20 protein-coding genes are annotated in these 23,118 nt (G+C 69.9%); 11 read left to right on the top strand and 9 right to left on the bottom strand.

Annotated elements, in window-relative coordinates:
- Nucleotides 1-111 precede the first annotated feature (111 nt).
- The 3 genes from AC1P0E_RS23580 to mce form a co-directional block, all read right to left on the bottom strand.
- Entirely contained in the window at nt 112-1,050 is a 939-nt protein-coding gene (locus tag AC1P0E_RS23580) for a coiled-coil domain-containing protein (RefSeq protein ID WP_215136860.1), read from the bottom strand.
- 122 nt (nt 1,051-1,172) lie between these two features.
- The gene (gene scy / locus AC1P0E_RS23585) at nt 1,173-5,327 is read right to left on the bottom strand and encodes a polarized growth protein Scy (RefSeq protein WP_482744121.1); all 4,155 of its coding nucleotides are present in this window, start codon (nt 5,325-5,327) and stop codon (nt 1,173-1,175) included.
- Nucleotides 5,328-5,515: 188 nt separating this feature from the next.
- Nucleotides 5,516-5,956: a methylmalonyl-CoA epimerase gene (mce, locus tag AC1P0E_RS23590; protein ID WP_482744122.1), complete on the bottom strand. Its 441-nt coding sequence runs from the start codon at nt 5,954-5,956 to the stop codon at nt 5,516-5,518.
- 136 nt (nt 5,957-6,092) lie between these two features.
- Here mce and AC1P0E_RS23595 point away from each other — a divergent pair, with 136 nt between their 5' ends.
- Together AC1P0E_RS23595 and meaB are read left to right on the top strand one after the other, a co-directional pair.
- Nucleotides 6,093-7,295, top strand: coding sequence for an acetyl-CoA C-acetyltransferase (locus AC1P0E_RS23595; protein ID WP_482744123.1), 1,203 nt, complete (start codon nt 6,093-6,095; stop codon nt 7,293-7,295).
- Between the two features lie 47 nt (nt 7,296-7,342).
- Complete coding sequence (gene meaB / locus AC1P0E_RS23600) at nt 7,343-8,299, top strand: methylmalonyl Co-A mutase-associated GTPase MeaB (RefSeq protein WP_482744124.1); 957 nt, start codon at nt 7,343-7,345, stop codon at nt 8,297-8,299.
- Between the two features lie 183 nt (nt 8,300-8,482).
- Here the strand turns inward: meaB and AC1P0E_RS23605 are convergent, their stop codons facing one another.
- Nucleotides 8,483-9,037 (bottom strand): PepSY domain-containing protein, encoded by a 555-nt coding sequence (locus AC1P0E_RS23605; protein ID WP_482744125.1) that lies wholly within the window; start codon nt 9,035-9,037, stop codon nt 8,483-8,485.
- A 114-nt stretch (nt 9,038-9,151) separates the two neighbouring features.
- Between AC1P0E_RS23605 and AC1P0E_RS23610 the strand changes: the two genes are divergently transcribed.
- Together AC1P0E_RS23610 and AC1P0E_RS23615 are read left to right on the top strand one after the other, a co-directional pair.
- Nucleotides 9,152-9,814 (top strand): response regulator transcription factor, encoded by a 663-nt coding sequence (locus AC1P0E_RS23610; RefSeq protein WP_482744126.1) that lies wholly within the window; start codon nt 9,152-9,154, stop codon nt 9,812-9,814.
- Nucleotides 9,811-11,199: a sensor histidine kinase gene (locus AC1P0E_RS23615; protein WP_482744127.1), complete on the top strand. Its 1,389-nt coding sequence runs from the start codon at nt 9,811-9,813 to the stop codon at nt 11,197-11,199. Before AC1P0E_RS23610 ends, AC1P0E_RS23615 begins: the two co-directional genes overlap by 4 nt.
- Here the strand turns inward: AC1P0E_RS23615 and AC1P0E_RS23620 are convergent.
- The 4 genes from AC1P0E_RS23620 to AC1P0E_RS23635 form a co-directional block, all read right to left on the bottom strand.
- Nucleotides 11,196-11,672, bottom strand: a complete 477-nt coding sequence (locus AC1P0E_RS23620) for a MarR family winged helix-turn-helix transcriptional regulator (RefSeq protein ID WP_482744128.1) — start codon at nt 11,670-11,672, stop codon at nt 11,196-11,198. The two genes, AC1P0E_RS23615 and AC1P0E_RS23620, sit on opposite strands and share 4 nt — an antisense overlap.
- A 107-nt stretch (nt 11,673-11,779) precedes the next feature.
- Nucleotides 11,780-12,556 (bottom strand): AIM24 family protein, encoded by a 777-nt coding sequence (locus AC1P0E_RS23625; protein ID WP_482744129.1) that lies wholly within the window; start codon nt 12,554-12,556, stop codon nt 11,780-11,782.
- Complete coding sequence (locus AC1P0E_RS23630) at nt 12,553-13,203, bottom strand: AIM24 family protein (RefSeq protein ID WP_482744130.1); 651 nt, start codon at nt 13,201-13,203, stop codon at nt 12,553-12,555. Before AC1P0E_RS23630 ends, AC1P0E_RS23625 begins: the two co-directional genes overlap by 4 nt.
- Before the next feature lies 1 nt (nt 13,204).
- A complete protein-coding gene (locus AC1P0E_RS23635; protein ID WP_482744131.1) occupies nt 13,205-13,843 on the bottom strand; it encodes an AIM24 family protein in 639 nt (212 codons plus the stop codon).
- A gap of 163 nt (nt 13,844-14,006) precedes the next feature.
- Between AC1P0E_RS23635 and AC1P0E_RS23640 the strand changes: the two genes are divergently transcribed.
- The 4 genes from AC1P0E_RS23640 to glxA all read left to right on the top strand — a co-directional run bounded on the left by AC1P0E_RS23640 (nt 14,007) and on the right by glxA (nt 18,568).
- Complete coding sequence (locus AC1P0E_RS23640; protein ID WP_482744132.1) at nt 14,007-14,351, top strand: DUF3817 domain-containing protein; 345 nt, start codon at nt 14,007-14,009, stop codon at nt 14,349-14,351.
- Complete coding sequence (locus AC1P0E_RS23645; RefSeq protein ID WP_482744133.1) at nt 14,348-14,641, top strand: MTH1187 family thiamine-binding protein; 294 nt, start codon at nt 14,348-14,350, stop codon at nt 14,639-14,641. The genes AC1P0E_RS23640 and AC1P0E_RS23645 overlap by 4 nt, the downstream gene beginning before the upstream one ends.
- A gap of 171 nt (nt 14,642-14,812) precedes the next feature.
- Nucleotides 14,813-16,609 (top strand): glycosyltransferase family 2 protein, encoded by a 1,797-nt coding sequence (locus AC1P0E_RS23650; RefSeq protein WP_482744134.1) that lies wholly within the window; start codon nt 14,813-14,815, stop codon nt 16,607-16,609.
- Between the two features lie 3 nt (nt 16,610-16,612).
- Entirely contained in the window at nt 16,613-18,568 is a 1,956-nt protein-coding gene (glxA, locus tag AC1P0E_RS23655) for a radical copper oxidase GlxA (RefSeq protein ID WP_482744135.1), read from the top strand.
- Between the two features lie 43 nt (nt 18,569-18,611).
- Here glxA and AC1P0E_RS23660 read toward each other — a convergent pair whose 3' ends face one another.
- A complete protein-coding gene (locus AC1P0E_RS23660; protein ID WP_482744136.1) occupies nt 18,612-19,655 on the bottom strand; it encodes a glycoside hydrolase family 6 protein in 1,044 nt (347 codons plus the stop codon).
- Nucleotides 19,656-19,931: 276 nt separating this feature from the next.
- On the opposite strand from AC1P0E_RS23660, the gene AC1P0E_RS23665 reads away from it, so the two are divergent.
- The 3 genes from AC1P0E_RS23665 to icmA all read left to right on the top strand — a co-directional run bounded on the left by AC1P0E_RS23665 (nt 19,932) and on the right by icmA (nt 22,728).
- Nucleotides 19,932-20,441: a MarR family winged helix-turn-helix transcriptional regulator gene (locus AC1P0E_RS23665; RefSeq protein WP_482744137.1), complete on the top strand. Its 510-nt coding sequence runs from the start codon at nt 19,932-19,934 to the stop codon at nt 20,439-20,441.
- Between the two features lie 112 nt (nt 20,442-20,553).
- Nucleotides 20,554-20,880 carry a DUF3817 domain-containing protein gene (locus AC1P0E_RS23670; protein ID WP_482744138.1) on the top strand — a complete coding sequence of 109 codons (327 nt, stop codon included), beginning with the start codon at nt 20,554-20,556 and terminating at the stop codon, nt 20,878-20,880.
- Between the two features lie 147 nt (nt 20,881-21,027).
- Entirely contained in the window at nt 21,028-22,728 is a 1,701-nt protein-coding gene (gene icmA, locus AC1P0E_RS23675) for a coenzyme B12-dependent isobutyryl-CoA mutase large subunit (protein WP_482744139.1), read from the top strand.
- Nucleotides 22,729-23,118: the final 390 nt, after the last annotated feature.

The raw sequence follows: 23,118 nt of genomic DNA on the forward strand, positions 1-23,118 counted from the left end.
CCCCCGGGATAGCACAGCATCCCGCCACGCTAAGGGCGCGCAAAGCCCCCCGCCACTGGAATGACGGGGGGCTTTCGCGGCACTTACGGCCTGATGGGTTCCGCTTCGGGCCTAGCGGGTCTGCTGGGCCGGGACGCCGCGGGTGATCGGCTCGTCGTCGGCCGGAGCACCGGCCGCGGCGACAGCCGCACCGGTCAGCGTGGCCAGCATCTCGCGGACGTTGGTCAGCTGCGCGTTGATCGAGTCGCGGCGGTTGGTGAGCGCCGCCAGCTCGCGCTCCGATTCGCTGCGGATCCGGTCGGCCTTGGCGTTGGCGTCGGCGACGATGTCCTCGGCCTGGCGCTGCGCGGTCTCCACCGTCTGACGGGCACGGCGCTCCGCGTCCGTACGCAGCTTCTCGGCCTCGAGGCGCAGCTGCTCCGCGCGGTGCTCGATCTCGGCCAGACGCTTCTCGGCCTTGGCCTGACGCGAAGCCAGGTCGCGCTCGGACTGCTCGCGGCGCTTGGCCAGGTTCGTCTCGAAGTCCGCGGCGGCCTGGGCGGCCTTGGCGCGGGTCTCCTCGAAGAGGGCGTCCGCCTCCTCGCGCTTCTGCTGCGCGTCCTTCTGGGCCTCGCTGCGCAGCGTGGAGGCGTCACCCTTGGCCTTCTCGACGATACGAACGCCCTCGTCCTCGGCCTTCGCCTTGCGCTCGGAGGCAAACGATTCGGCGTCGTTGCGCACCTGCTGCGCGGCCGACTCGGCGAGCTCGCGGTGCTGCTCGGCGGCGCGACGGGCCTCCTCACGCAGGTCCTTCGCCTCCTCCTCGGCGAGGCGGAGGATCTTCTCGACGCGCGCACCGAGTCCGGCGTACGACGGCTCCGCGTCGCTCACCTGGGCCTGGGCGTTCTGCGTCTCGAGGTGGAGTTCCTCGATGCGCTTTTCCAGAGCAGTGATTCGGGCCAGAGCACTGTCACGGTCGGCGACGAGTTTGGTAATGCGGTCGTCCACCTGACCGCGGTCGTAACCACGCCGCACGAGCTCGAAGCCGAAGGGGGAGGAAGTGTCGCTCATGGGGTTCCTGGGTTCCTGTCGAATGTGACCGGTGAGGTGTTAGGGGGAATCCTAGGGGCCGAAGCGGCGTGTCATCGAGTCAATGCCCGTTTGATCTGGAGAATGACACCCCTTTTGAGTGGCTAACCGTCGGATGGCTTGCCACCCGAACGAGTTGCGCCCGCCGCCGCACCCGCTTTGACGCCGCCTGCCCCGGAGCCGCTGTTCGATGCCGCCTTGCCGCCCCCGGTAGGTGCCTCAAAGGACTCCAACGCCTCAAGTACGTCCTGGACACGGGAGATTTCGGCCTGAATGTCCTCCCGGCGACGTACGAGCACGTCAAGTTCCCGCTGCCCCTCCTCGACCATGCGCGCGGCCTCGGCCTCGGCCTCGGCGTGCACCCGCTCGGCCTCCCGCACCAGCTCGGCCTTCTTCTGCCCGGCCTCCTTGAGCAGCGCCTCGGCCTTCTTCACCGCGGCGATACGGACCTTGCCCGCCTCCGAACTCGCCTCGGAGATCATCGCCTTCGACTTCGCGTCGGCCTCCGCCTGCTGCTCCGTCGCGGCCTTGACCAGCTTGTCGACACGCTCGCCCGCCGTCCGCATCTGCTCGGACGTCTCCCGGCGGGCCCGCTCGTGCAGCTCCTCGATCTCGCCCTCGACGCGGGTACGCAGCTCCTCCGCGCGCTCCCTTATGGCGGTCGCGTCCCTGCGGGCCCCGACCAGCAGCTCGTCGGCGTCCGTACGGGCCTTCTCCACCAGCGAGTTGCCCTCGACCGTCGACTCCGCGACCAGCCGCTCGGCCTCCTTGCGGGCGGCGCCGACCATCGTGTCGGCCTGCTCCTCCGCCCGCGTCGCGGCGAGCAGCGCCTCCTCCTGGGCCTTCGCCATCAGCTGGTCGGCCTGCTCGGCCGCGTCCGAGCGGCGCTTGGACGCCGCCTGACGCGCCTCGTCGAGCAGCCGGTCCGCCTCGGCGCGCGCCTCGCTCCGCATCCGCTCGGCGGCCGCCTCGGCGTCTTCCTTGACCTTCTGGGCCTCGGCCCTGATGCGCTCCGACGCCTGCTGGGCGGAGCCCACCATCTCGGCGGCCTCCGCGCGCAGCCGCTCGGCCTCGCCGCTCGCCTCGGCGATGAGCTGGTCGGCCTGCGTCGCCGCGTCGCCGCGCCGCTTGTCGGCGGCCTTGCGCGCCTCGTCCAGGATCCGCTCGCCCTCGGCGCGCGCCTCGGCGTGCACCCGCTCGCCCTCCGCGCGCAGCCGCTCGGCCTCGCTGGTCGCGTCGGCGACGAGCTTGTCCGCCTCGCCGCTCGCCTCGGAGACGAGCTTGTCGGCCTGGGACGCCGCGTCGCCGCGCCGCTTGTCCGCCGCCTTGCGAGCCTCGTCGAGAACCCGCTCGCCCTCTTCGCGCGCCTCGGCGCGCAGCCGCTCGGCCCCGGCCTCGCCGTCCGCCTTGACCTGCTCGGCCTCGGCCCGCATACGGGCCGCGTCCTGCCCGGCCGCCGTCAGCGACTGCACGGCCTCGGCCGCCATGCGCTCGGCCTCGCCCGTCGCCTCGCCGATGAGCCGGTCCGCCTGCGACGCCGCCTCGTTACGGATGCGGTTCGCGTCCTCGCGTGCCTCGGCACGCGAACGGGCCGCGTCCTGCTCGGCCGAAGCCAGCGCGTCGGAAGCCTCCGTACGAAGCCTCTGTGCGTACTCCGAGGAATCGGAACGCAGCCGCTCCGCCTCCGTGATCGCGTCCCCGACCGTGCGCTCCGCGAGCGCCTTCGCGGCGTCCGTCTCCTCCTGTGCCCGGCGGCGCAGCCGGTTCGCGTCCTCGGTGGCCCGCTCCCGCTCCTCGTACGCGTCGGCGCGGAGCCGGTCCGCCTCCTCCTGCGCCTCGGTCTTCGTACGCTCCGCCACATGCTCGGCGGCGGATCGCAGTCCGGCGATCTCCTGCTCGGCCTGCTCGTGCAGCCCGGCCACCGCGTCCCGTACCTGCTGGGCGGTCTGCTCGGCGGCCGCGACCAGCTCGGTCGCCCGGTAGTCCGCCTCCTGGACCAGGCGCTGCGCCTCGGTCTGCGCGTCCTCGACCCGCTTGCGGGCCGAAGCGAGCAGCTCCTCGCTCTGCTCACGGGCCTGCGTACGCTCCCGCTCGGCCTCCTCGCGGGCGGCGGCCAGCGTCTCCTCGGCCTCCCGGCGGCGCCTCGCGGCCTCCTCCTGGGCGGCGGCGAGCGCCTCGGCGGCCTCGGTCCCGACGCGCTCGGCGGCGGCAGCCGCCTCGGCGCGCATCCGGTCCGCGCTCTCCTGCGCCTCCGCCTTGAGCCGCTCGGCCTCGTTCGACGCCTCACTGCGCAGCCGTACGGCGACGGCCTCGCCCTCGGCGCGCGACTGCGAGGCATCGGAAGCCGCCTCGGTCCGCAGCCGTTCCGCCTCGGTCTCCGCCTGGGCCTGGAGCGTGCGTACCCGCTCGGCCGCTTCGGTCCGCAGCCGCTCGATCTCCTCGCCGGCCTCCCGGCGCAGCCGCTCCGCTTCGGTGCGCGCGTCGCCCAGGGCCTTCTCGGCGGCGGTGACACGCTGCTCGGCCTCGGTGTGCAGCCGGGTCAGTTCCGTGGCGGCCTCGGCCTGGCGGGCCGTGATGCCGCGCTCGGCCTCCTCGCGCAGCGCGCGGGCGGCCTCCTCGGCGTCGGCGGTGGTGCTCGCCGCCTGCTCCTCGGCCTCGGCGCGCAGCTGGTCGGCCTCGGTGCGGGTGCGCTCCAGGGTCTCCTCGGCCTGCTTGCGCAGTGTCGTGGCGCGCTCGATTGCCTCGCCGCGGACGCGCTCGCTCTCGGCGGATGCGGACGTACGCAGCTCGTCCGCGTCGCCCCGCGCCTTGGTCAGCAGCTCCTCGGCGGTCCTGGCCGCCTCCTCGATCTGCTGGACGGCCTCGCGACGGGCCTCGCCGCGGATGCGCTCGCCCTCGGCGACCGCCTCGGCCCGCAGCTGCTCGGCCTCGCCGCGCAGCCTGCGCGCCTCCTCCTGCAGCTCGACCGTCTTGGCCCGGTACTCCTTGGTGTCGTCCTTCGCCGCGCCCTTGAGCTGGTCGGCCTGGGCCGCCGCCTCGCTGCGCAGCCGTTCGATCTCCGCCTCGGCCTCGCGGCGGATCCGCTCGGCCTCCTCGGACGCCTTGCGGGTGGTCTCCTTGGCGTTGTCGGACGCCTTGGTGAGGACCTCTTCGGCGGTACGGGCGGCCTTGGCCAGCGCGGCAGCCGAATCCTCGGCGGCGACCGTACGGGCCTTCTCGGCGGCCTCGGCCACCAGCCGCTCGGCCTCGGCGACGGCATCGGCGCGGGCCTGCTCGGCCTCCGCCTTCAGCGCCTCGGCGTCCTTCGTGGCCTCGCCGACCAGCCGCGCGATCTCGGACTTGGCCGTACGGGTGCGCTGCTCGTTGACGGACTCGGCCGTCGTCAGCTGCTTGGCCGCCGCGTCCTTGGCCTCGGTGAGGACCTTCTCGGCCTCGGCGCGGGCCTCGCGCAGCGCCGTCTCGGCCTCCTGCATCCGCTGCTCGGCGGTGCGGCTCAGCTCGGCGGCCTGCTTGCGTGCCTGGTCGGACTCGGCGCTCGTCGACGTACGAAGCTGCTCGGCGTGGGTCGTCGCCTCGTGCGCCTGGTTGGAGGCGGCGTTCAGCAGGCGCTCGGCGTCCTTGCGGGCGCGCAGCAGGATCGTCTCGGCCTCGGCGCGGGCGTTCTCGGCCTCGGAACCGAGGCGCTGGCGGGCCTCCTGGGCGACGCGCTCGGCCTCGGCGCGGGCGGCGGCCAACGACTGCTCGGCCTCGGCGCGGGACTCCTCCAGGAGCCTGCGGGCCTGCGACTCGGTACGGGCGCGCAGCTGCTCGGCCCACGCCACATTCTCGTTGACGTGCGCCTCGACGGTCTGGCGGCGCTCGGAGAGCTCCTGGTCGAGCCGCTGGCGGCGGGTGACCGCCTCCGTGTGCAACTCGGCCTGGAGCCTTGCCTGATGCTCCGCGTGCTCCTGGAGGATCCGCTGGGTCTGCGCCCGGGCGTCACGCAGTTCGCGCTCGGCGTCGGTGCGCAGCTGCTCCGCCTGGATCTGGGCGTTACGGAGCAACTGCTCGGCCTGGTAACCGATGTCCGCCGCGTCGTAGGCAGGACGGGACGCGAGGTTGCGGCGCGCCTCGTGGAGCTTGGCGCGCAACACCTCGACCTGGTAGCCGAGGTCCTCGGCGTGCTGAACGGCCTTCTCCCGCTCGGTCTTCAGCCGGTCCATCTCGGCTTCGAACCGCGAGAGATGGTCGTCAGGCTCGTGGCGTTCGTAGCCCCGCACTGCGCGGTCCCATCCGTCCCCTGGTCGCAACTCTTCCGAACTCTCAGAACAAGCACCGCCCCGACATCGGGCGGCCCCCGGGGGAATGGTCTCAGATCAACAGCGAGGCATGGGTCACAGGCCCCGGTCCGGCCCCGGACCGGAACCGCCCACTCTACCGGCGTGGGATCAGGGGGACAGTGCTCCGGTCAGTGCTCGGGGGTGGGGGCGGACGCCGAAGTGACCAGTTCTGTTAGTACGCCGTGGCAGTCCTTGGGGTGCAGGAAGGTGATGCGGGAGCCCATGGAACCGATGCGGGGCTCGTCGTAGAGGACCCGTACGCCCTTGTCGCGGATGGCCGCTGCGTCGGCGTCCACGTCCGGGGTGCCGAAGGCGATGTGGTGGACCCCCTCACCGTTCTTGGCCAGCCACTTTCCCACCGCGGAGTCCTCGCGGGTGGGCTCCAGGAGCTGGAGGTAGGTGGCGCCGCCGTCGGACGTTTCGTTGATCTTGAGCATGGCCTCACGTACGCCCTGCTCCTCATTGACCTCCGAGTGGTACACCTGGAAGCCATAGGTCGAGCGGTAGAACTCGATGGTCTTGTCGAGGTCGAAACAGGCGATTCCGATGTGGTCGATTCGCGTCAGCATGAGACCAGTGCAGCGCTATTGGTGGTGGTTACGCAACGTGCGCGCGATCACACTCGCTGCCCGGTGACCGGGCCCGTACCGCTCAGTACATTGAGGTAAACCCTCGTTCACTCCTCATCCCAAGGGGCCGTGCCTCATGCCTGGAACGAACCGCACAACGTCCGTCATCGTCGCTGGCGCCCGTACGCCCATGGGCCGGCTGCTCGGCTCGCTGAAGTCCTTCTCCGGAGCCGATCTTGGTGGGTTCGCCATCAAGGCGGCCCTGGAGCGGGCCGGCATCGGCGGTGACCAGGTCCAGTACGTGATCATGGGGCAGGTGCTCCAGGCCGGGGCGGGGCAGATTCCTGCCCGTCAGGCGGCCGTGAAGGCCGGGATTCCCATGGCCGTGCCTGCTCTGACCATCAACAAGGTCTGTCTGTCGGGACTCGACGCGATCGCGCTGGCCGATCAGCTGATCCGCGCCGGTGAGTTCGACGTGGTGGTCGCCGGCGGGCAGGAGTCCATGACCAACGCTCCTCATGTGCTGCCGAAGTCGCGTGAGGGGTTCAAGTACGGCGCGATCGAGATGCTCGACTCGATGGCCCACGACGGTCTGACCGACTCCTTCGAGGGCATCGCGATGGGGGAGTCGACCGAGAAGCACAACACCCGCCTCGGGATCGCCCGCGGGCCGCAGGACGAGTTCGCGGCGCAGTCGCACCAGCGGGCCGCCGCCGCGCAGAAGAACGGGCTCTTCGAGGCGGAGATCACGCCCGTCGAGATCCCGCAGCGCAAGGGCGACCCGGTTCTCTTCTCCAAGGACGAGGGGATCCGGGCGGAGACGACCGCGGAGTCGCTGGGCAAGCTGCGGCCTGCTTTCGCGAAGGACGGGACGATTACCGCTGGGACCGCCTCGCAGATCTCGGACGGTGCGGCGGCCGTGGTGGTGATGAGCAAGGCCAAGGCCGAGGAGCTCGGGCTCGAGTGGATCGCCGAGATCGGGGCCCACGGGAACGTGGCCGGGCCGGACAACTCGCTTCAGTCGCAGCCGTCCAATGCGATCGCGCATGCGCTGGGCAAGGAAGGTCTCGGGGTTGAGGACCTCGACCTCATTGAGATCAATGAGGCTTTTGCGGCGGTTGCGGTCCAGTCAATGAAGGACCTCGGGGTGTCCCCGGAAAAGGTGAACGTCAACGGTGGTGCGATTGCCCTGGGACATCCGATCGGGATGTCCGGTGCGCGCGTTGTTCTTCACCTGGCGCTTGAGCTGAAGCGGCGGGGCGGGGGCGTCGGGGCTGCCGCACTGTGTGGTGGCGGTGGTCAGGGTGATGCGCTGATCATCAGGGTCGCGGGCAAGTAACCCGCCCCTAACCCTTCCGTAGTGCTTGATCGAGGAGCGGAGTTGTGATGCAGGACGTCCCCGAGCTGGTGGCTCAGGCGCGAGAGGGCCGGCCGCGTGCGGTGGCCCGGCTGATCTCGCTGGTCGAGGGGGCGTCCCCGCAGCTGCGTGAGGTGATGGCGGCGCTGGCTCCGCTCGCCGGTAACGCGTACGTGGTGGGGCTTACGGGGTCGCCGGGAGTCGGCAAGTCGACATCTACTTCGGCGTTGGTCTCGGCGTACCGGCGGGCCGGGAAGCGGGTCGGGGTGCTGGCGGTGGACCCGTCGTCGCCGTTCAGTGGCGGTGCGCTGCTCGGTGACCGGGTGCGGATGAGTGAGCACGCCTCGGACCCCGGGGTTTACATCCGGTCCATGGCTACGCGTGGGCACCTGGGCGGGCTGGCATGGGCGGCGCCGCAGGCCATTCGGGTGCTGGACGCGGCCGGGTGCGATGTGGTGCTGGTGGAGACCGTGGGGGTCGGGCAGTCGGAGGTGGAGATCGCCTCGCAGGCGGACACCTCTGTGGTGCTGCTGGCGCCGGGGATGGGGGACGGGATTCAGGCCGCGAAGGCGGGGATCCTGGAGATCGGTGACGTGTACGTGGTGAACAAGGCCGACCGGGACGGGGCCGATGCGACTGCGCGGGAGCTCAATCACATGCTGGGGCTGGGGGAGTCCCGGGGGCCCGGGGACTGGCGGCCGCCGATCGTGAAGACGGTGGCGGCTCGGGGCGAGGGCATCGACGAGGTCGTCGAGGCGCTGGAGAAGCACCGGGCGTGGATGGAGGAGCGCGGGGTGCTGGGGGAGCGGCGGGCCAAGCGGGCGGCGCACGAGGTGGAGACGATCGCGGTCACCGCGCTGCGGGAGCGGATCGGTGACCTGCGGGGTGATCGGCGGCTGGGCGCGCTGGCGGAGCGGATCGTTGCGGGGGAGCTTGATCCTTATGCGGCGGCGGATGAGCTGGTGGCGGGGATCACTGAGGGCTGAGCGGGTGAGTGGGGCGGGGGCGGGCCGCTCCGGGGGCGGCGTTCGGGACTGCATGATTCAGCCGCGGAGCGGTGTTCTTTGTACGACGCCCGCGCCCTGCGGCACAAATCACGCTTTACGTCCCGAACGCCGCCCCCTGCGCGTCCCGCCCCCTCACGCCGGTGGGCGGCGTGCGGGCCGGCGTCAGTCGGAGTCGTTGTCGTCGTCCGCGTCGTCCGCGTCGTCCGCGTCGTCCTGGTCGTCCTGGTCCGGGGTCACCTTCGCTGTGGTCGCGTCGACGTTCAGCTCGTGGTGCTTGCCGTCCTTGCCCCGGATTTCTGCCTCCCAGGTGTGGGAGCCCTCGTCGTCCAGGTCGATGGACGTCAGCTTGCCCGGCTGCGCCTTGAGGGCTGCCGCTGCTGCCTCGTTCATGGTGACCTTGGTGGGCTTGGGGGCGCGGTCGTCCTCGTCGTCGGTGTGGGTGTTCAGGACCTTCGCGGTCTTGGCGTCCACGTCCACGTCGTGCCACTTGGTGTCCTTGCCGAAGACGTCGACCTCCCACGTGGGCTCGTCGTCGTCGAGTTCGACTCCGGTGACCGTGCCCGGGGTGGACTCGGTGGCTGCCGTCGCCGCCTCGTCGAGGGTGACCGTGCTCGGCGCCGGCTTCTTGTCGTCGTCCGAGGTGGCGAACGCGGTCGCGGTGCCGCCGCCGATGAGCAGGGCCGTGACGGTGGTGGCGATGACGAGCTTGCGCTTCATGAGGTTTCCTCCCGAGCGGTTGGTTGCTACGGGGATCAATGTGGCTGAGAGATGCTGAAGGCCCGCTGAAGCCTCCTGAAGGCTTCTTCAGGTTCGGTTTGCGAACCTTGGCGCATGCGCTTGTTGATCGTGGAGGACGAGAGGCGGCTCGCGGTGGCCCTGGCCAAGGGGCTCACCGCCGAGGGCTTCGCCGTGGACGTGGTGCACGACGGGCTCGAAGGGCTGCACCGGGCCGGGGAGGGCTCGTACGATCTCGTCCTTCTCGACATCATGCTGCCCGGTATGAACGGCTATCGGGTGTGTGCGGCGTTGCGGGCCGCCGGAAACGACGTGCCGATTCTGATGCTGACCGCCAAGGACGGGGAGTACGACGAGGCGGAGGGGCTCGATACGGGCGCTGACGATTATTTGACGAAGCCGTTCTCGTACGTGGTTCTCGTCGCCCGGGTCAAGGCTCTGCTGCGGCGGCGGGCGAGTGCCGGGGCTTCGCCGGTTGTCGCCGTGGGGGATCTGCGGATGGATACCGCCAGTCGGCGGGTGTACGTGGGTGACGACGAAGTCGTGCTGACCGCCAAGGAGTTCGCCGTGCTGGAGCAGTTCGTGGTGCGGGCCGGTGAGGTGGTCAGCAAGGCGCAGATTCTGGAGCATGTGTGGGACTTCGCGTACGACGGTGATCCCAACATCGTCGAGGTGTACGTGAGCGCCCTGCGGCGCAAGCTCGGCGCCCGGCGGATCCAGACGGTGCGCGGCGCCGGGTACCGGCTGGTGGCGGCATGAGGCGGTTCTTCGGGTCCGTACGGGCCAGGGCGGCGCTCGGGGCCACCGCGGTCGTCGCGGTGGCGCTGGTGGCCGCCGGGCTGGCCGTGCTGCTGGTGCTGCGGGCCAATCTGATCGACCAGGCCGACCTCCAGGCCGAGGTCACCGCCCAGAATCTGGCCTCGCAGATGGCCGTGGAGCCTTCGTACGCGGATGTCGAGTGGCCCGACGACCGTCCCGTGCAGGTGGTCGACGAGGACGGGCGCGTGGTGGCCGTCAGTGAGGATCTGGAGGCGATCGAGGGGGCGGGGAGCCCCGAGGTGGCGGTGAGCGGTGGGGGTTCGGGTGAGGACGACGATCCCGGGCGTGGGGAGGTTTCCGGCGACGAGCCGAGGCTGTCGTCCGGGAGCGCCACTGTGGACGGTGAGCGGGCCGATTACCGGTTCGCCGCCGTCGAGGCGACGTCGTACCGCGGGCAGGACATCACGGTGTACGCCGGTGCGCCGCTCGCCACCGAGCGGGACGCCGTCGGTACGGTGCGCGAGGCCATGCTCATCGGGCTGCCGGCGCTGCTCGTGGTGGTAAGCGGGGTGACCTGGCTCGTGACGCGGCGGGCCCTGCGGCCCGTGGAGGGCATCAGGCGCGAGATGGCCGCGATCACCGCCTCCGAGGACCTGTCGCGGCGGGTCCCGGAGCCGGACGCGCACGATGAGGTGGCGCGGCTGGCCGTGACCACCAATGAGACGCTCGCGGCGCTCGAGGCTTCGGTGGAGCGGCAGCGGCGGTTCGTCGCCGACGCGTCGCATGAGCTGCGGAGCCCGATCGCCTCACTGCGGACGCAGCTGGAAGTGGGCGCCGCGCACCCGGAGTTGCTCGATGTGGAGGGCGCGGTGCGGGACACCGTGCGGCTTCAGGGGCTGGCTGCTGATCTGTTGCTGCTGGCGCGGCTGGACGCGGGGGAGCGGCCGGGGCAGGGGCGTGTGGACCTGGGGGCGCTGGTGCGCGAGGAGGTCTCCCAGCGGGCGGACCGGCTGCCGGTGGCGGTCGTGGGCTCGGGTGCGTTCGAAGTGTCCGGGTCGCGCGGCCAGTTGGCGCGGGTGCTCGGCAACCTGCTCGACAACGCGCAGCGGCACGCGCGGAGTCGCGTCGAAATTCGGTTGCGGCGTGCGGGCGGCGCTGTGACGCTTGAGGTCGCAGATGACGGCGCGGGGGTGCCTGTGGGGGAGCGTGAGCGGATCTTCGAGCGGTTCGTCCGGCTGGACGACGCCCGCACCCGCGACGACGGTGGCGCGGGGCTGGGGCTGGCGATCGCTCGCGATGTCGCGATGCGGCACGGGGGAATGCTGTCGGTGGCTGAAGGGCCGTCGGGTGGGGCCCTGTTCGAGCTGCGGCTGCCGGGTGGCTAGACCTTGCCCCGTCGGCCGCGCAGCTGCTCGACCACCGGGGTCAGGACGGCCTTCATGTCGTCGAGCGCCTCGGGAGAGAGCATGCCGATGAAGTGCCGGCGTACGGACTCCACGTGGTGGGGAGCGACCTGCTGCATGGTTTCGCTGCCCTGGTCGGTCAGTACGGCGTACAGGCCGCGGCGGTCGGACTCGCAGTTCTCCCTGCGGACCAGTCCCGCGTTCTCCATGCGGGTGATCTGGTGGGAGAGCCGGCTCTTGGACTGGAGGGTCGCTGCCGCCAGGTCGCTCATCCGCAGGCGGCGGTCGTCCGACTCGGAGAGGTTGACCAGGATCTCGTAGTCGTTGATCGTCAGTCCGTACGGCTGAAGATCCTTTTCGAGCTGATAGGTCAGCAGCCTGTTGGCGTCCAGATAGGTTCGCCAGGCGCACTGTTCGGCATCGGTCAGCCAGGGGGTGGCCGTCTCGGTCTCCATATATGGATTCTACCTAAGAAGTTGAATGCTGGACGAAGTTGTGGAATGTGACGCCCGGCACGCGACAAGGGCGCAGACGTTCGACGTCACACTCCGCAGACTACCGCTCACAGGCCGAAGCGACGCTGGAGGTCCCCCAGCTGACCGGGAAGACGCGGTGCGCCGCCGGGCTGCCCCTGCCCCGTGCCCTGGCCGCCGGGCACCCCGGCCTGGGACGGGACGGCGCCCGTGGCCTGCTCCGCCATAAGGAGTTCGGTGGACTGGAGCAGGACGGTGCCGGCCCCGACGAACTCGAACTGGTGCTCCTCGCCTGACGTACCGCCGATGCCCGTGAGTGACCTGATACCGCCCATGACGCCTGTCATGTAGCCGTGGTCGTAGTGGTGGCAGGGCGAAGGGCAGTCCGCCCAGCCCACGAGGGCCTGCGGGTCCACGCGGATCGGCGGCTCCATGAAGACCACCGGGCCGTTCGAGGCCGCCACGAACTTGCCCGTGCCGATGAGGGTGAGGAAACCGGGGACGATCGACTGCTTGAGCGCGAGCGTCGGCTCGTACGCCAGGAGGTTGCCGGAGCGGATCGTGAGGTTGCCGTTTTCGAGGTCGAAGCTGTTGACGTCGAACGCGCGGTCCGCGAGCAGCATCTTGCCCTGGCCCTCCGCCACCACCCAGTCGCTCGCGTGCAGCGGCGAGTGGAAGCTGGTGCGCAGGAGTCGGTCGAAGCGGCCGTGGCCGATGCCGTTGAAGTCGATGCGCCCGTAGTAGGCGATCATTTTGCCCTTCTGCAGGAACCACTGGCTCCCCTTGAGCTCCACGCAGAAGGTGTACGAATTGACGTTGTCGTCGGAGGGGAGCGTGTGCGGGTCGAAAATCACGGGGGTGGTCAAAGCTTTTCCTCCGAGGCCTGTACGTACACCGCGCCCTGGCCGGACAGCTCCAGCTGGAACGCCTCGCCCGAGCCGCGGCCCACCATGTCGCGCCAGCCGAGTGCGGTGGAGAGCTTGTTGCGTACGTCGCCGTGGTGCGCGACGTACGCCTGCGGGTCGACGTGAATCGGCCGCTGGGGTGTGATGGGGATCTCGATCACACCGCCGTGCGCCATCACCGCCACCGCGCCGTGGCCCTTGAGGGTGGTGGTGAACAGGCCCTGGCCGGTCACCTGGCCGCGCACCATGCCCATGACGCCGCCCTGCGAGCCCATGAACATCGTGCCCTGGGTGAGGGTGCCGTCGAAGGCGAGGAGGCGGTCCGCCTCGACGCACAGGGTGTCGCCGGACAGGTTGATCACCTGGATGTGGTGCCCGCCGTGGCCGAACATCACGGTGCCCGAGCCTTCGACCGTCATGAGCGGGGTCGACTCGTTCGCGACCCGGCGGCCGATCATGGACATCACGCCGCCCTGGCCACCCTGGATGTTGGGTGTGAAGGAGACGTCGCCCTGGTACGCCAGCATCGCGCCGCGCTGGCTGAACATCTTCTGGCCGGGCGCGACCCGCGCCTGGACCATGCGGGAATTGATCTCGGTGAATGGCATCTCAGACGTCGCCCCCGACGGTGTTGCGCTCGCTGGGCTGTACGTAGACGAGCCCCTCGCCCTCGAAACGGATCTGGAACGCCTCGCCCGAGCCCTCGCCGATCAGCGTGCGGAAGTTCACGCCCGACTGGAAGTGCTGCTGGAGATTGCCCTGGTGCGCGATGTACGCACCGGGGTCGACCTGGAGCGGGTACTGGGAGGAGACGCGCAGGACGACCGCCGGGCCGTCCGACATGATCGCCGCCTGGCCGGTGCCTTCCACGGTCGTGGTGAACAGGCCGTTGCCGGTCGCGCCGCCGCGCAGCCCGGTGAAGGAGGTGCCGGTGCGCAGGCCCGCGTCCGTGCACAGGAGATTGCTGGATTCGACGTACAGCTTGTCGCCGTGGAGAGAGACGAGGTTGATCTCGCTCGCGCGGTCGGCGAAATAGCACGTGCCGTGGCCCTTCACCTCCATCACGGTCATCTGCTCACCGGTCAGGCGGCGGGTCACCATGCCGCGCATGCCCTCACCGCCGCCGGACATCTTCTTGAAGGCCATCTGGCCGTCGTAGGCGACCATCGAGCCGTTTTTGGCTTTGACGGCGTCGCCGGTCATGTCGACGGCGAGCACCTTGCTGCCTTGGAGTCGGAACTGAGCCACGTGAGTGACGTTACCCGGGACCCCGACCCTGACAAAGGGGTGGCGAAGCGGGCTGCCACAATGGGGGTCGAGCTTGTGCGCGACGGGGGTCCGGGGGTGCCCCCCGGAAAGCACAGCACAAGATCCATCACAGTTTCCCTGCGACGACGAAGGTTGCCCCTCCGTGGACATCAAGACCGCTTCCGCACTCCGCCGCCTCCGCCTGGTGTCCGTACCCGAGGCGGTCTCCTTCCTGCTGCTGCTCGTCTGCTCGGTGCTCAAGCGCACCACGGAATTCAACGCGGTGCCCGTCATGGGCGCGATCCACGGTCTGCTCTTCGTCCTGTACGTCCTCTTCTGGGCGGACGCCTGGAACCGCACGAAGTGGTCGCTGAAGACCGCCGCCTTCTACTTCGTCATGTCGGTCCTGCCGACCGGCGGCTTCTTCGCCGACAAGCGCCTCAAGCGCGAGGCCGAGGACGCGGTCATCGCGGGCCGCGCCCGCAAGGAAGGTGTGGTCGGCGCATGATCGTCGCCTTCTCCGTGAGCCCGCTGGGCGTCGGCGAGGACGTCGGGGAGTACGTCGCCGACGCGGTGCGCGTGGTGCGTGAGTCCGGGCTGCCCAACCGCACCGACGCCATGTTCACCTCGATCGAGGGTGAGTGGGACGAGGTGATGGCCGTCGTCAAGCGCGCCGTCGCCGCCGTCGAGGCGCGCGCCCCGCGCGTATCGCTGGTCCTGAAGGCCGACATCCGGCCCGGTGTCACCGACGGCCTGACCTCCAAGGTCGACACGGTGGAGCGCCATCTGGGCGCCTGATCCGGCGCTCGGCCAGGCCGGCCGCAAGCCCCCGACCGCCTCGCGCGGCCGGGGGCTTCGTCGTCCAAACTGCCGGTCGTCAAAACCGCCCGCTCGGCCTACCCGGTTCGACACGCCGCCAAATGTCCCTTTATGTGGGGGTATCGAACGCCCTCGACTGCGGGAGGCACAGTGCGGCCGGACGGCTACGACTACGAGACCCACAGCCGGCTCGCGGGGCCGCTGACGGAACCCGGCGCCACCGCGTACCGCGTTCAGTACCGAAGCCTGATGGCGCAGGAACCGCACCGAATACGCGCCGTACTGCTGATGACGCTGGCTCCGCTGCTCTCGGCGCTCCTGCTCGTCTACCTCGTCTGGCCCACGCACTGGACCGAACGCGAGGGCGGCGACCGCTGGCTGGTCCATCTCGACATGGTGATGCTGGCCTCGATCGGCCTGATCATGTTCTTCATGCTGGTCAACGTGGTGTCGATCGCACACGCCACGATGGTCGCCAGGGACCCGATACCGGTGACGCCCGAGCCGGGCATCCGGGTGGCGTTCCTCACGACGTACGTACCGGGCAAGGAAGCCCTCTCCATGGTGCGGTCCACGCTCGAAGGCGCGGTCGGGCTCCGTCACGACGGGCCGCTCGACATCTGGCTCCTCGACGAGGGCAACGACGAGCAGGCCCGGGCGCTCTGCACGGAGCTGGGCGTACGGCACTTCAGCCGCAGCGGCGTACCGGAGTGGAACACCAAGAAGGGCCCGCACCGGGCGAAGACCAAGCACGGCAACTACAACGCCTGGCTCGCCATGCACGGTGACGACTACGACTTCTTCGCCTCCGTCGATACCGACCATGTGCCGCTCCCCAACTTCCTGGAACGGATGCTCGGTTACTTCCGTGACCCGGACATCGCCTTCGTCGTCGGGCCGCAGGTGTACGGCAACTACGACAAGTGCGTCACCAAGGCCGCGGAGTCGCAGCAGTTCCTGTTCCACGCCCTGATCCAGCGCGCGGGCAACCGCTACGGCGCCCCCATGTTCGTCGGCACCAACAACGTCGTACGCGTCAGGGCGCTCAAGCAGATCGGCGGCCTGTACGACTCGATCACCGAGGACATGGCCACCGGCTTCGAACTGCACCGCAGGAGGAACCGGGAGACCGGACGCTTCTGGCGGTCCGTCTACACCCCGGACGTGCTGGCCGTCGGCGAAGGGCCGGCCTCCTGGACCGACTTCTTCACGCAGCAGCTGCGGTGGTCGCGCGGGACGTACGAGACGCTGTTCAAGCAGTTTTGGAAGGCGCCCTTCCGGGTGCCGCCGGGCCGGCTGCTCACGTACACGCTGATGCTCGTCTACTACCCGATGACGGCCGTCAACTGGCTGCTGGGCATCCTCAGTTGTGTCCTGTTCCTGTGGTTCGGGGCGTCCGGCACCCAGGTCTCGTCCTCGGTCTGGCTGATGCTCTACAGCGACGCCGCGGCCCTCCAGATCGGGCTGTACCTGTGGAACAGGCGGCACAACGTCTCGCCGCACGAGCCCGAGGGCTCCGGCGGGCTGGCCGGAATGGCGATGTCCGCGCTCTGCGCGCCCATCTACGCCAAGTCGCTCGGCTCGGCGGTGCTGCGCACCCGGGGCAGGTTCGTGGTCACGCCCAAGGGCGGCGAGGCGAGCCACGACCGGCTGCTGACGTTCCGCATCCATCTCTTCTGGGCCGTGGTGCTGATCGTCTCGCTGGTCGCGTCGTTCCAGCTCGACCACAGCCATGTGGCGATGCGCACCTGGTCGGTACTGGCCCTGGTCATCGCACTCTCGCCGGTCGCGGTGTGGTGCTGGACCTCCGCGCGCGAGCGCGCCGCGGCCAAGGCGGTCAGGGTCAGGGCCGCGGCCGGGTCCGGGGCCGTCAAGGGCGCCGGCAGCGGCGCGGTGCCGGGCGAGGAGCCGGAGCCCGCGTTCGCCACGACGACCGGAGGGAACTGAGCCATGGCCTACCGGCCGACGAAGAAGTTCAAGAAGACGCTGCTGGGCGGCGGAGCCGTCGTGGTGCTCGCGGGGCTCAACGCCCCGGCGGCGCTGTCCTTCGCGGAGGAGAAGTACCACGCGTACAAGATCGCCCAGCCCGCCTACAAGGCGCAGTACGGCTCCTGGTCGACTGTCGACATCCCCGACGAATACCGTACGAACGCGATTCACGCCGCCCTGCTCAACACCGGCAAGGTGCTGATCATCGCGGGCTCGGGCAACGAGGAGGAGCAGTTCGACGAGGGGACCTTCGAGACCGTCCTGTGGGACCCGAAGGACAATTCCTTCAAGCTGGTCCCGACCCCCGAGGACTTCTTCTGCGGCGGGCACGCCCAACTGCCCGACGGGCGGCTGCTGGTGGCGGGCGGGACCGCGCGCTACGAGGTGCTGGGCGACAAGGTCATGCGGGCCGGCGGCGGGATGCGGGTCAAGAACGAGAACCCGGACAAGGCCGTCACGTTCAAGAAGGGCACCCGTTTCCGCTCGCCCTCCGGGGTCACGTACGTGTCGAAGTTCGACGTGACCGTGCCGAAGGCGAAGCGCGACTTCAAGGTCTCGTACGCCAAGAGCGGGCGCATGCTGCCCTGGCAGACCACGGTCAAGGCGGCCGAGGCCCGGGTCTTCGTCGAGGCCGTCAAGGAGGGGCCGAAGTCGGTCACGAAGGAGTCCGCGCAGTACGAGATCGTGGGGCTCAAGGGCGAGGACGCCGACAACGCCTACGGCCTGGCCGAGGCCATCACCATGGACAAGCAGGACTTCCAGGGGATCAGGGCGGCATACGAATTCGACCCGAAGGCGGAGAAGTACATACCCGTCGACCCCATGAAGGAGGCCCGCTGGTACCCGACGCTGGTCACCCTTCAGAACGGCAAGGTGCTCGCCGTCTCCGGGCTCGACGACGTCGGCGCGATCCTCGCGGGCGACAACGAGTACTACGACCCCAAGACAAAGAAGTGGTCGAAGGCGCCCTTCCGGTACTTCCCGACGTACCCGGCGCTCTTCCTCACCAAGGGCGGCAAGGTCTTCTACTCCGGCGCGAACGCCGGTTACGGGCCGGCCGACAAGGGCCGCGAGCCCGGCATCTGGGACCTGGAGAAGAACACCTTCAAAAAGGTCGGCGGCCTCACGGACCTGGACCAGACCGAGACGGCGGCCTCACTGGTCCTGCCGCCCGCTCAGGACCAGCGGGTGATGATCCTCGGCGGCGGCGGCGTCGGCGAGTCCGACAAGGCGACCGGGCGTACGGCGATCATCGACCTGAACGAGGAGAGCCCGGCATTCAAGACCGGCCCTCAACTCCCGCAAGGCACCCGTTACTTGAACAGCGTCATCATGCCGGACGACACCGTCTTCACCAGCGGCGGCTCGGCGGACTACCGGGGGCGCGGCGCCAGCAACATCCTCAAGGCGCAGTTCTACGACCCGAAGGCGAACGCCTTCAAGGAAGCCGCCGCGCCGACCGTGGGCCGCAACTACCACTCCGAGGCACTGCTGCTTCCCGACGGCCGGGTGGTGACCTTCGGTTCCGACTCGCTCTTCGGCGACAAGGACAACACCAAGCTCGGCAGGTTCGAGCAGCGCATGGAGGTCTACACGCCGCCGTACCTCTTCCGGGACAAGGCGCTGCGGCCGGTGCTGGGAGCCGGGCCGCGCGAGCTGGCCGCGTCGGGGAAGGCGACGTACAAGACCGCGCATCCGGAGCGGATCGAGCGGGCCAGGCTGATGCGGCCGAGCGCGGTCACGCACACCACGGATGTCGAGCAGCGCTCGATCGAACTGGACCTGAAGAAGGGCAAGGGCGAGGTGACGGTGGAGGTGCCGGGCGACAAGTCGCTGGTGCCGCCCGGCTGGTACATGCTCTTCGTCACGGACGGCGAGGGGACGCCGTCGGAGGCGAAGTGGATCCACGTGCTGTGACTGTGACTGTGGATATGACTGGCTATGACTGTGACTGTGCCGGTCATGCCTTGGCGCGGCGGGCGAGACCGAGGGCGTAGTCCGGCCACCAGGTGCCTGCCTGCGGGCCGCCGCGGCACTCGCCGTCCGAGTCGCCGGGCCGCTTGATCCACAGGTACGCGTCGAGCAGCGGGTCTCCGGTGCGGTCGCTGGGCGGCGTACCGAGGGCGCGGCCGGTCGGGTTGCACCAGGCGTCGGTACGGCCGCCGGACAGGGGGCCGTTGCCGTTGCGGCTGCTGTCGATCACGAAATGGGTGCCGCCCAGCAGGGACGACAACTGGGCGCCGAACGCCTTGACGGCGTCGTTCGTCTGGAAGTTGGAGACGTTGAGCGCGATGCCGTCGGCCCGGTCGACGCCGGCCCGCTTGAGCGGGTCCACGAGCTTGCCGGGGCTGTCGATCCAGGCCGGATTGCCGGCGTCCAGGTACACCTTGGTCTTCGGCTGCTGCTTCAGCCGGTCGATCGCCTCGGAGAGCAGCTCGGTGCGCTCGTCGTGCTCTTCGGCCGGGGTGCAGCCGTCGACGATGTGCGCCACGGCGTCCGGCTCCAGGACCACGATGGCCGGGGCGGGGCCGATGCTGTCGGCGAACGAGCCGATCCAGCGGCGGTAGGTGTCGGCGTCGGCCGCGCCGCCGGCGGAGTGCTGGCCGCAGTCGCGGTGCGGGATGTTGTACGCGACGAGTACGACGGTCCGGCGGTCCTCGGCGGCGCCGCGTACGGCGTTCTCGATGTCCGGCGCGGGATCGTCGCCGGCCGGCCAGTCGGCGACCGGCCGCTCCGAAATACGCCGCAGGACGTCCGCGTCGGCGCCGCGGCCCTCCGCGTCCCACGCCTCGACCTGGCGGGCGGCGTCGCTTTCCGGGTCGACCCAGTACGGGGACGAGTTCCGGTTCGGCTGCCGGTTCTGCGCGACGGCTGATTCGCCGGCCTGCCCGGCCTTCTCGGGCCCGGAGCTGCTGGAGTCGGAGCAGCCGGCGGCGCTGAGGCTGAGCGCGAAGAAGGCGATGGCTGCGGCGGTGAGCGAGCGGATCGGTCTGCGGCCGGACATCCAGCCCCCTTGAGCGGTTCGACTGGGCGACGATATGGACCGGGCAATCGTTGCATAGGGCGCATATCGCCTGTGGCTGCGACACCGACTGGCCCGCCTCCGGTCCCCGTCGGCACTGCCGGCGCTGCCGGCCTGCCGGCGCTGCCGGCGGAGGATCGGCGTACCGGAGGGATCGGCGTACCGGAGTCGAAGGGCCGGTGGGCCGTGGCGGAAGGAAATCGACCGAAGCGCGAGACGGGGATGTTCACGATATGACCGGCCGGTAAGGTCGACGCCGTGCCGAAGCCGCTCAGCCTCCCGTTCGATCCCATCGCCAGAGCCGACGAACTCTGGCAGCAGCGCTGGGGACCCGTGCCCTCGATGGGCGCGATCACCTCGATCATGCGCGCGCACCAGATCCTGCTTGCCGAGGTCGACGCCGTCGTCAAGCCGTACGGGCTGACCTTCGCGCGCTACGAGGCGCTGGTGCTGCTCACGTTCTCGAAGCAGGGCGAGCTGCCGATGTCCAAGATCGGCGAGCGGCTGATGGTCCACCCGACGTCCGTCACGAACACCGTCGACCGGCTGGTGAAGTCCGGCCTCGTCGACAAGCGCCCCAATCCGAACGACGGCCGCGGCACGCTGGCCTCGATCACCGAGAAGGGCCGCGAGGTGGTGGAGGCGGCGACCCGCGACCTGATGGAGATGGACTTCGGGCTCGGCGCGTACGACGCGGAGGAGTGCGGGGAGATCTTCGCGTTGCTGCGGCCGCTGCGGGTGGCGGCGCACGACTTCGAGGAGAAGTAGGCGCCAGGCGCACCAAACGGGCGGGAAGCGAGCCGGAAGCGGGCCGGAATGCGGGCGGGAAAGCGGCAACCCGCGCGAAGATCGCCCGTCGAGCCCCGCTACGCTCGATGCCATGAAGTCGAATGTGCTGTCCCGATACCGGGTGATGGCGTACATCACCGCCGTGTGGCTGCTGGTGTTCACCGTGGCGATCATCGCGAAGTACGCGTTCCAGGTCGGCGACACCATGATGATCTCGCAGATCCACGGTGTGTTGTTCATCATCTACGTCGTCTTCGCCTTCGATCTCGGCGCCAAGGCGAAGTGGCCGTTCGGCAAGCTGCTGTGGGTACTGGCGGCCGGCTGCATCCCGCTGGCCTCGTTCTTTGTCGAGCCGAAGATCACCCGCGAGGCGCGTTCGCTGATCACGGAAGCGCGCCCGGCGACTGCGAAGGCGTAACCGCTCACCCGTTTTGAACCGCCGGTGACCGGCGGTGACCGCCGGTGACCGCCGGTGACCGCCGGTGACCGCCGGTGACCGCCGCAAGCGTGGCTTGCGGCGGCCAGCCATCGACATTTACTAGGACGTCCTAGTAAATTCGAAGGTATGGACGCTGAAGCGATTGAGGAAGGCCGCCACCGCTGGCAGGCCCGTTACGACAAGGCCCGCAAGCGCGACGCGGACTTCACCACGCTCTCCGGAGACCCGGTCGACCCCGTGTACGGGCCGCGGCCCGGTGACACGTACGAGGGATTCGAGCGGATCGGGTGGCCGGGGGAGTACCCCTTCACCCGCGGCCTGCACCCGACCGGCTACCGCGGCCGGACGTGGACCATCCGCCAGTTCGCCGGCTTCGGCAACGCCGAGCAGACGAACGAGCGCTACAAGATGATCCTGGCGAACGGCGGCGGCGGCCTGTCCGTGGCCTTCGACATGCCGACGCTGATGGGCCGCGACTCGGACGAGCCGAAGGCGCTCGGCGAGGTCGGGCACTGCGGTGTGGCCATCGACTCCGCCGCCGACATGGAGGTCCTGTTCAAGGACATCCCGCTGGGTGACGTCACGACGTCGATGACGATCAGCGGCCCGGCCGTCCCCGTCTTCTGCATGTACATCGTCGCGGCGGAGCGCCAGGGGGTGGACCCGGCTCTGCTGAACGGCACGCTCCAGACCGACATCTTCAAGGAGTACATCGCGCAGAAGGAATGGCTCTTCCAGCCGGAGCCGCACCTGCGCCTGATCGGCGACCTGATGGAGCACTGCGCGCGCTCGATCCCCGCGTACAAGCCCTTGTCCGTCTCCGGCTACCACATCCGCGAGGCGGGAGCGACGGCCGCGCAGGAGCTGGCGTACACGCTGGCGGACGGTTTCGGTTACGTCGAGCTGGGTCTCAGCCGGGGCATGGACGTGGACCACTTCGCGCCGGGTCTGTCGTTCTTCTTCGACGCGCACCTGGACTTCTTCGAGGAGATCGCGAAGTTCCGTGCGGCGAGGAGGATCTGGGCGAGGTGGATGCGTGACGAGTACGGCGCGCAGACGGACAAGGCGCAGTGGCTGCGTTTCCACACGCAGACGGCGGGCGTCTCGCTGACGGCGCAGCAGCCGTACAACAATGTCGTCCGTACGGCGGTCGAGGCGCTGGCGGCGGTGCTGGGCGGCACGAACTCGCTGCACACGAATGCCCTCGATGAGACGCTGGCGCTGCCGAGCGAGCAGGCGGCGGAGATCGCGCTGCGGACGCAGCAGGTGCTGATGGAGGAGACGGGCGTCGCGAACGTGGCGGACCCGCTGGGCGGCTCCTGGTACATCGAGCAGCTGACGGACCGGATCGAGGCGGACGCGGAGAAGATCTTCGACCAGATCAAGGAGCGGGGGCTCCGGGCGCATCCGAACGGCCGCCACCCGATCGGTCCGATCACGTCGGGGATTCTGCGCGGGATCGAGGACGGCTGGTTCACCGGTGAGATTGCGGAATCCGCCTTCCAGTACCAGCGGTCGGTGGAGAAGGGCGACAAGCGGGTGGTGGGCGTGAACTGCCACCACGGGTCGGTGACGGGCGACCTGGAGATTCTGCGGGTGAGCCACGAGGTGGAGCGCGTGCAGGTGAGCACGCTGGTGGAGCGCAAGGCGGCGCGGGACGACGCGAAGGTGAAGGCATCGCTGGACGCGATGCTGGCGGCGGCGCGCGACGGCTCGAACATGATCGAGCCGATGCTGACGGCGGTACGGGCGGAAGCGACGCTGGGCGAGATCTGCGGCGTACTGCGGGACGAGTGGGGGGTCTACACGGAGCCGCCGGGGTTCTGAGGGCGGCTTCGGCGGGCCTGGGGCGTTGGTTGTTTCTGGTGTGGGGGCCGCCTTTGGTGAGGGTGGCGTCGGAGGCCCGGCGGTAAAGGGCGCTCCTGCATCGCGTCGCCTGCGGCGATTGCGCTGCGCTTCACCCTTGACCGCCGGTCCTCCGCCGCAGTGCTTCTGGGGGGCGGCCCCCGGGGGAGCCCACGGGGGAGGCTCGGGGAGTGGCTGGGCTGTCGTTGCCGGGCGGCGGGTGTGTGGGTGGGGGCGCATGGGGTCTTGGGGGTGGTGCGGCCCCTGGCTCGGCGGGTGCGGGGACGGCCGTTGGTGCACCATCCCCAAACTCGACGTACACGCGCACCCACGCCGGTGGACGGCCGCCCGCCCGGGCCGACCTGCGACCCG

The sequence above is a fragment of the Streptomyces sp. TRD_SC_5 genome (genome assembly GCF_056836825.1).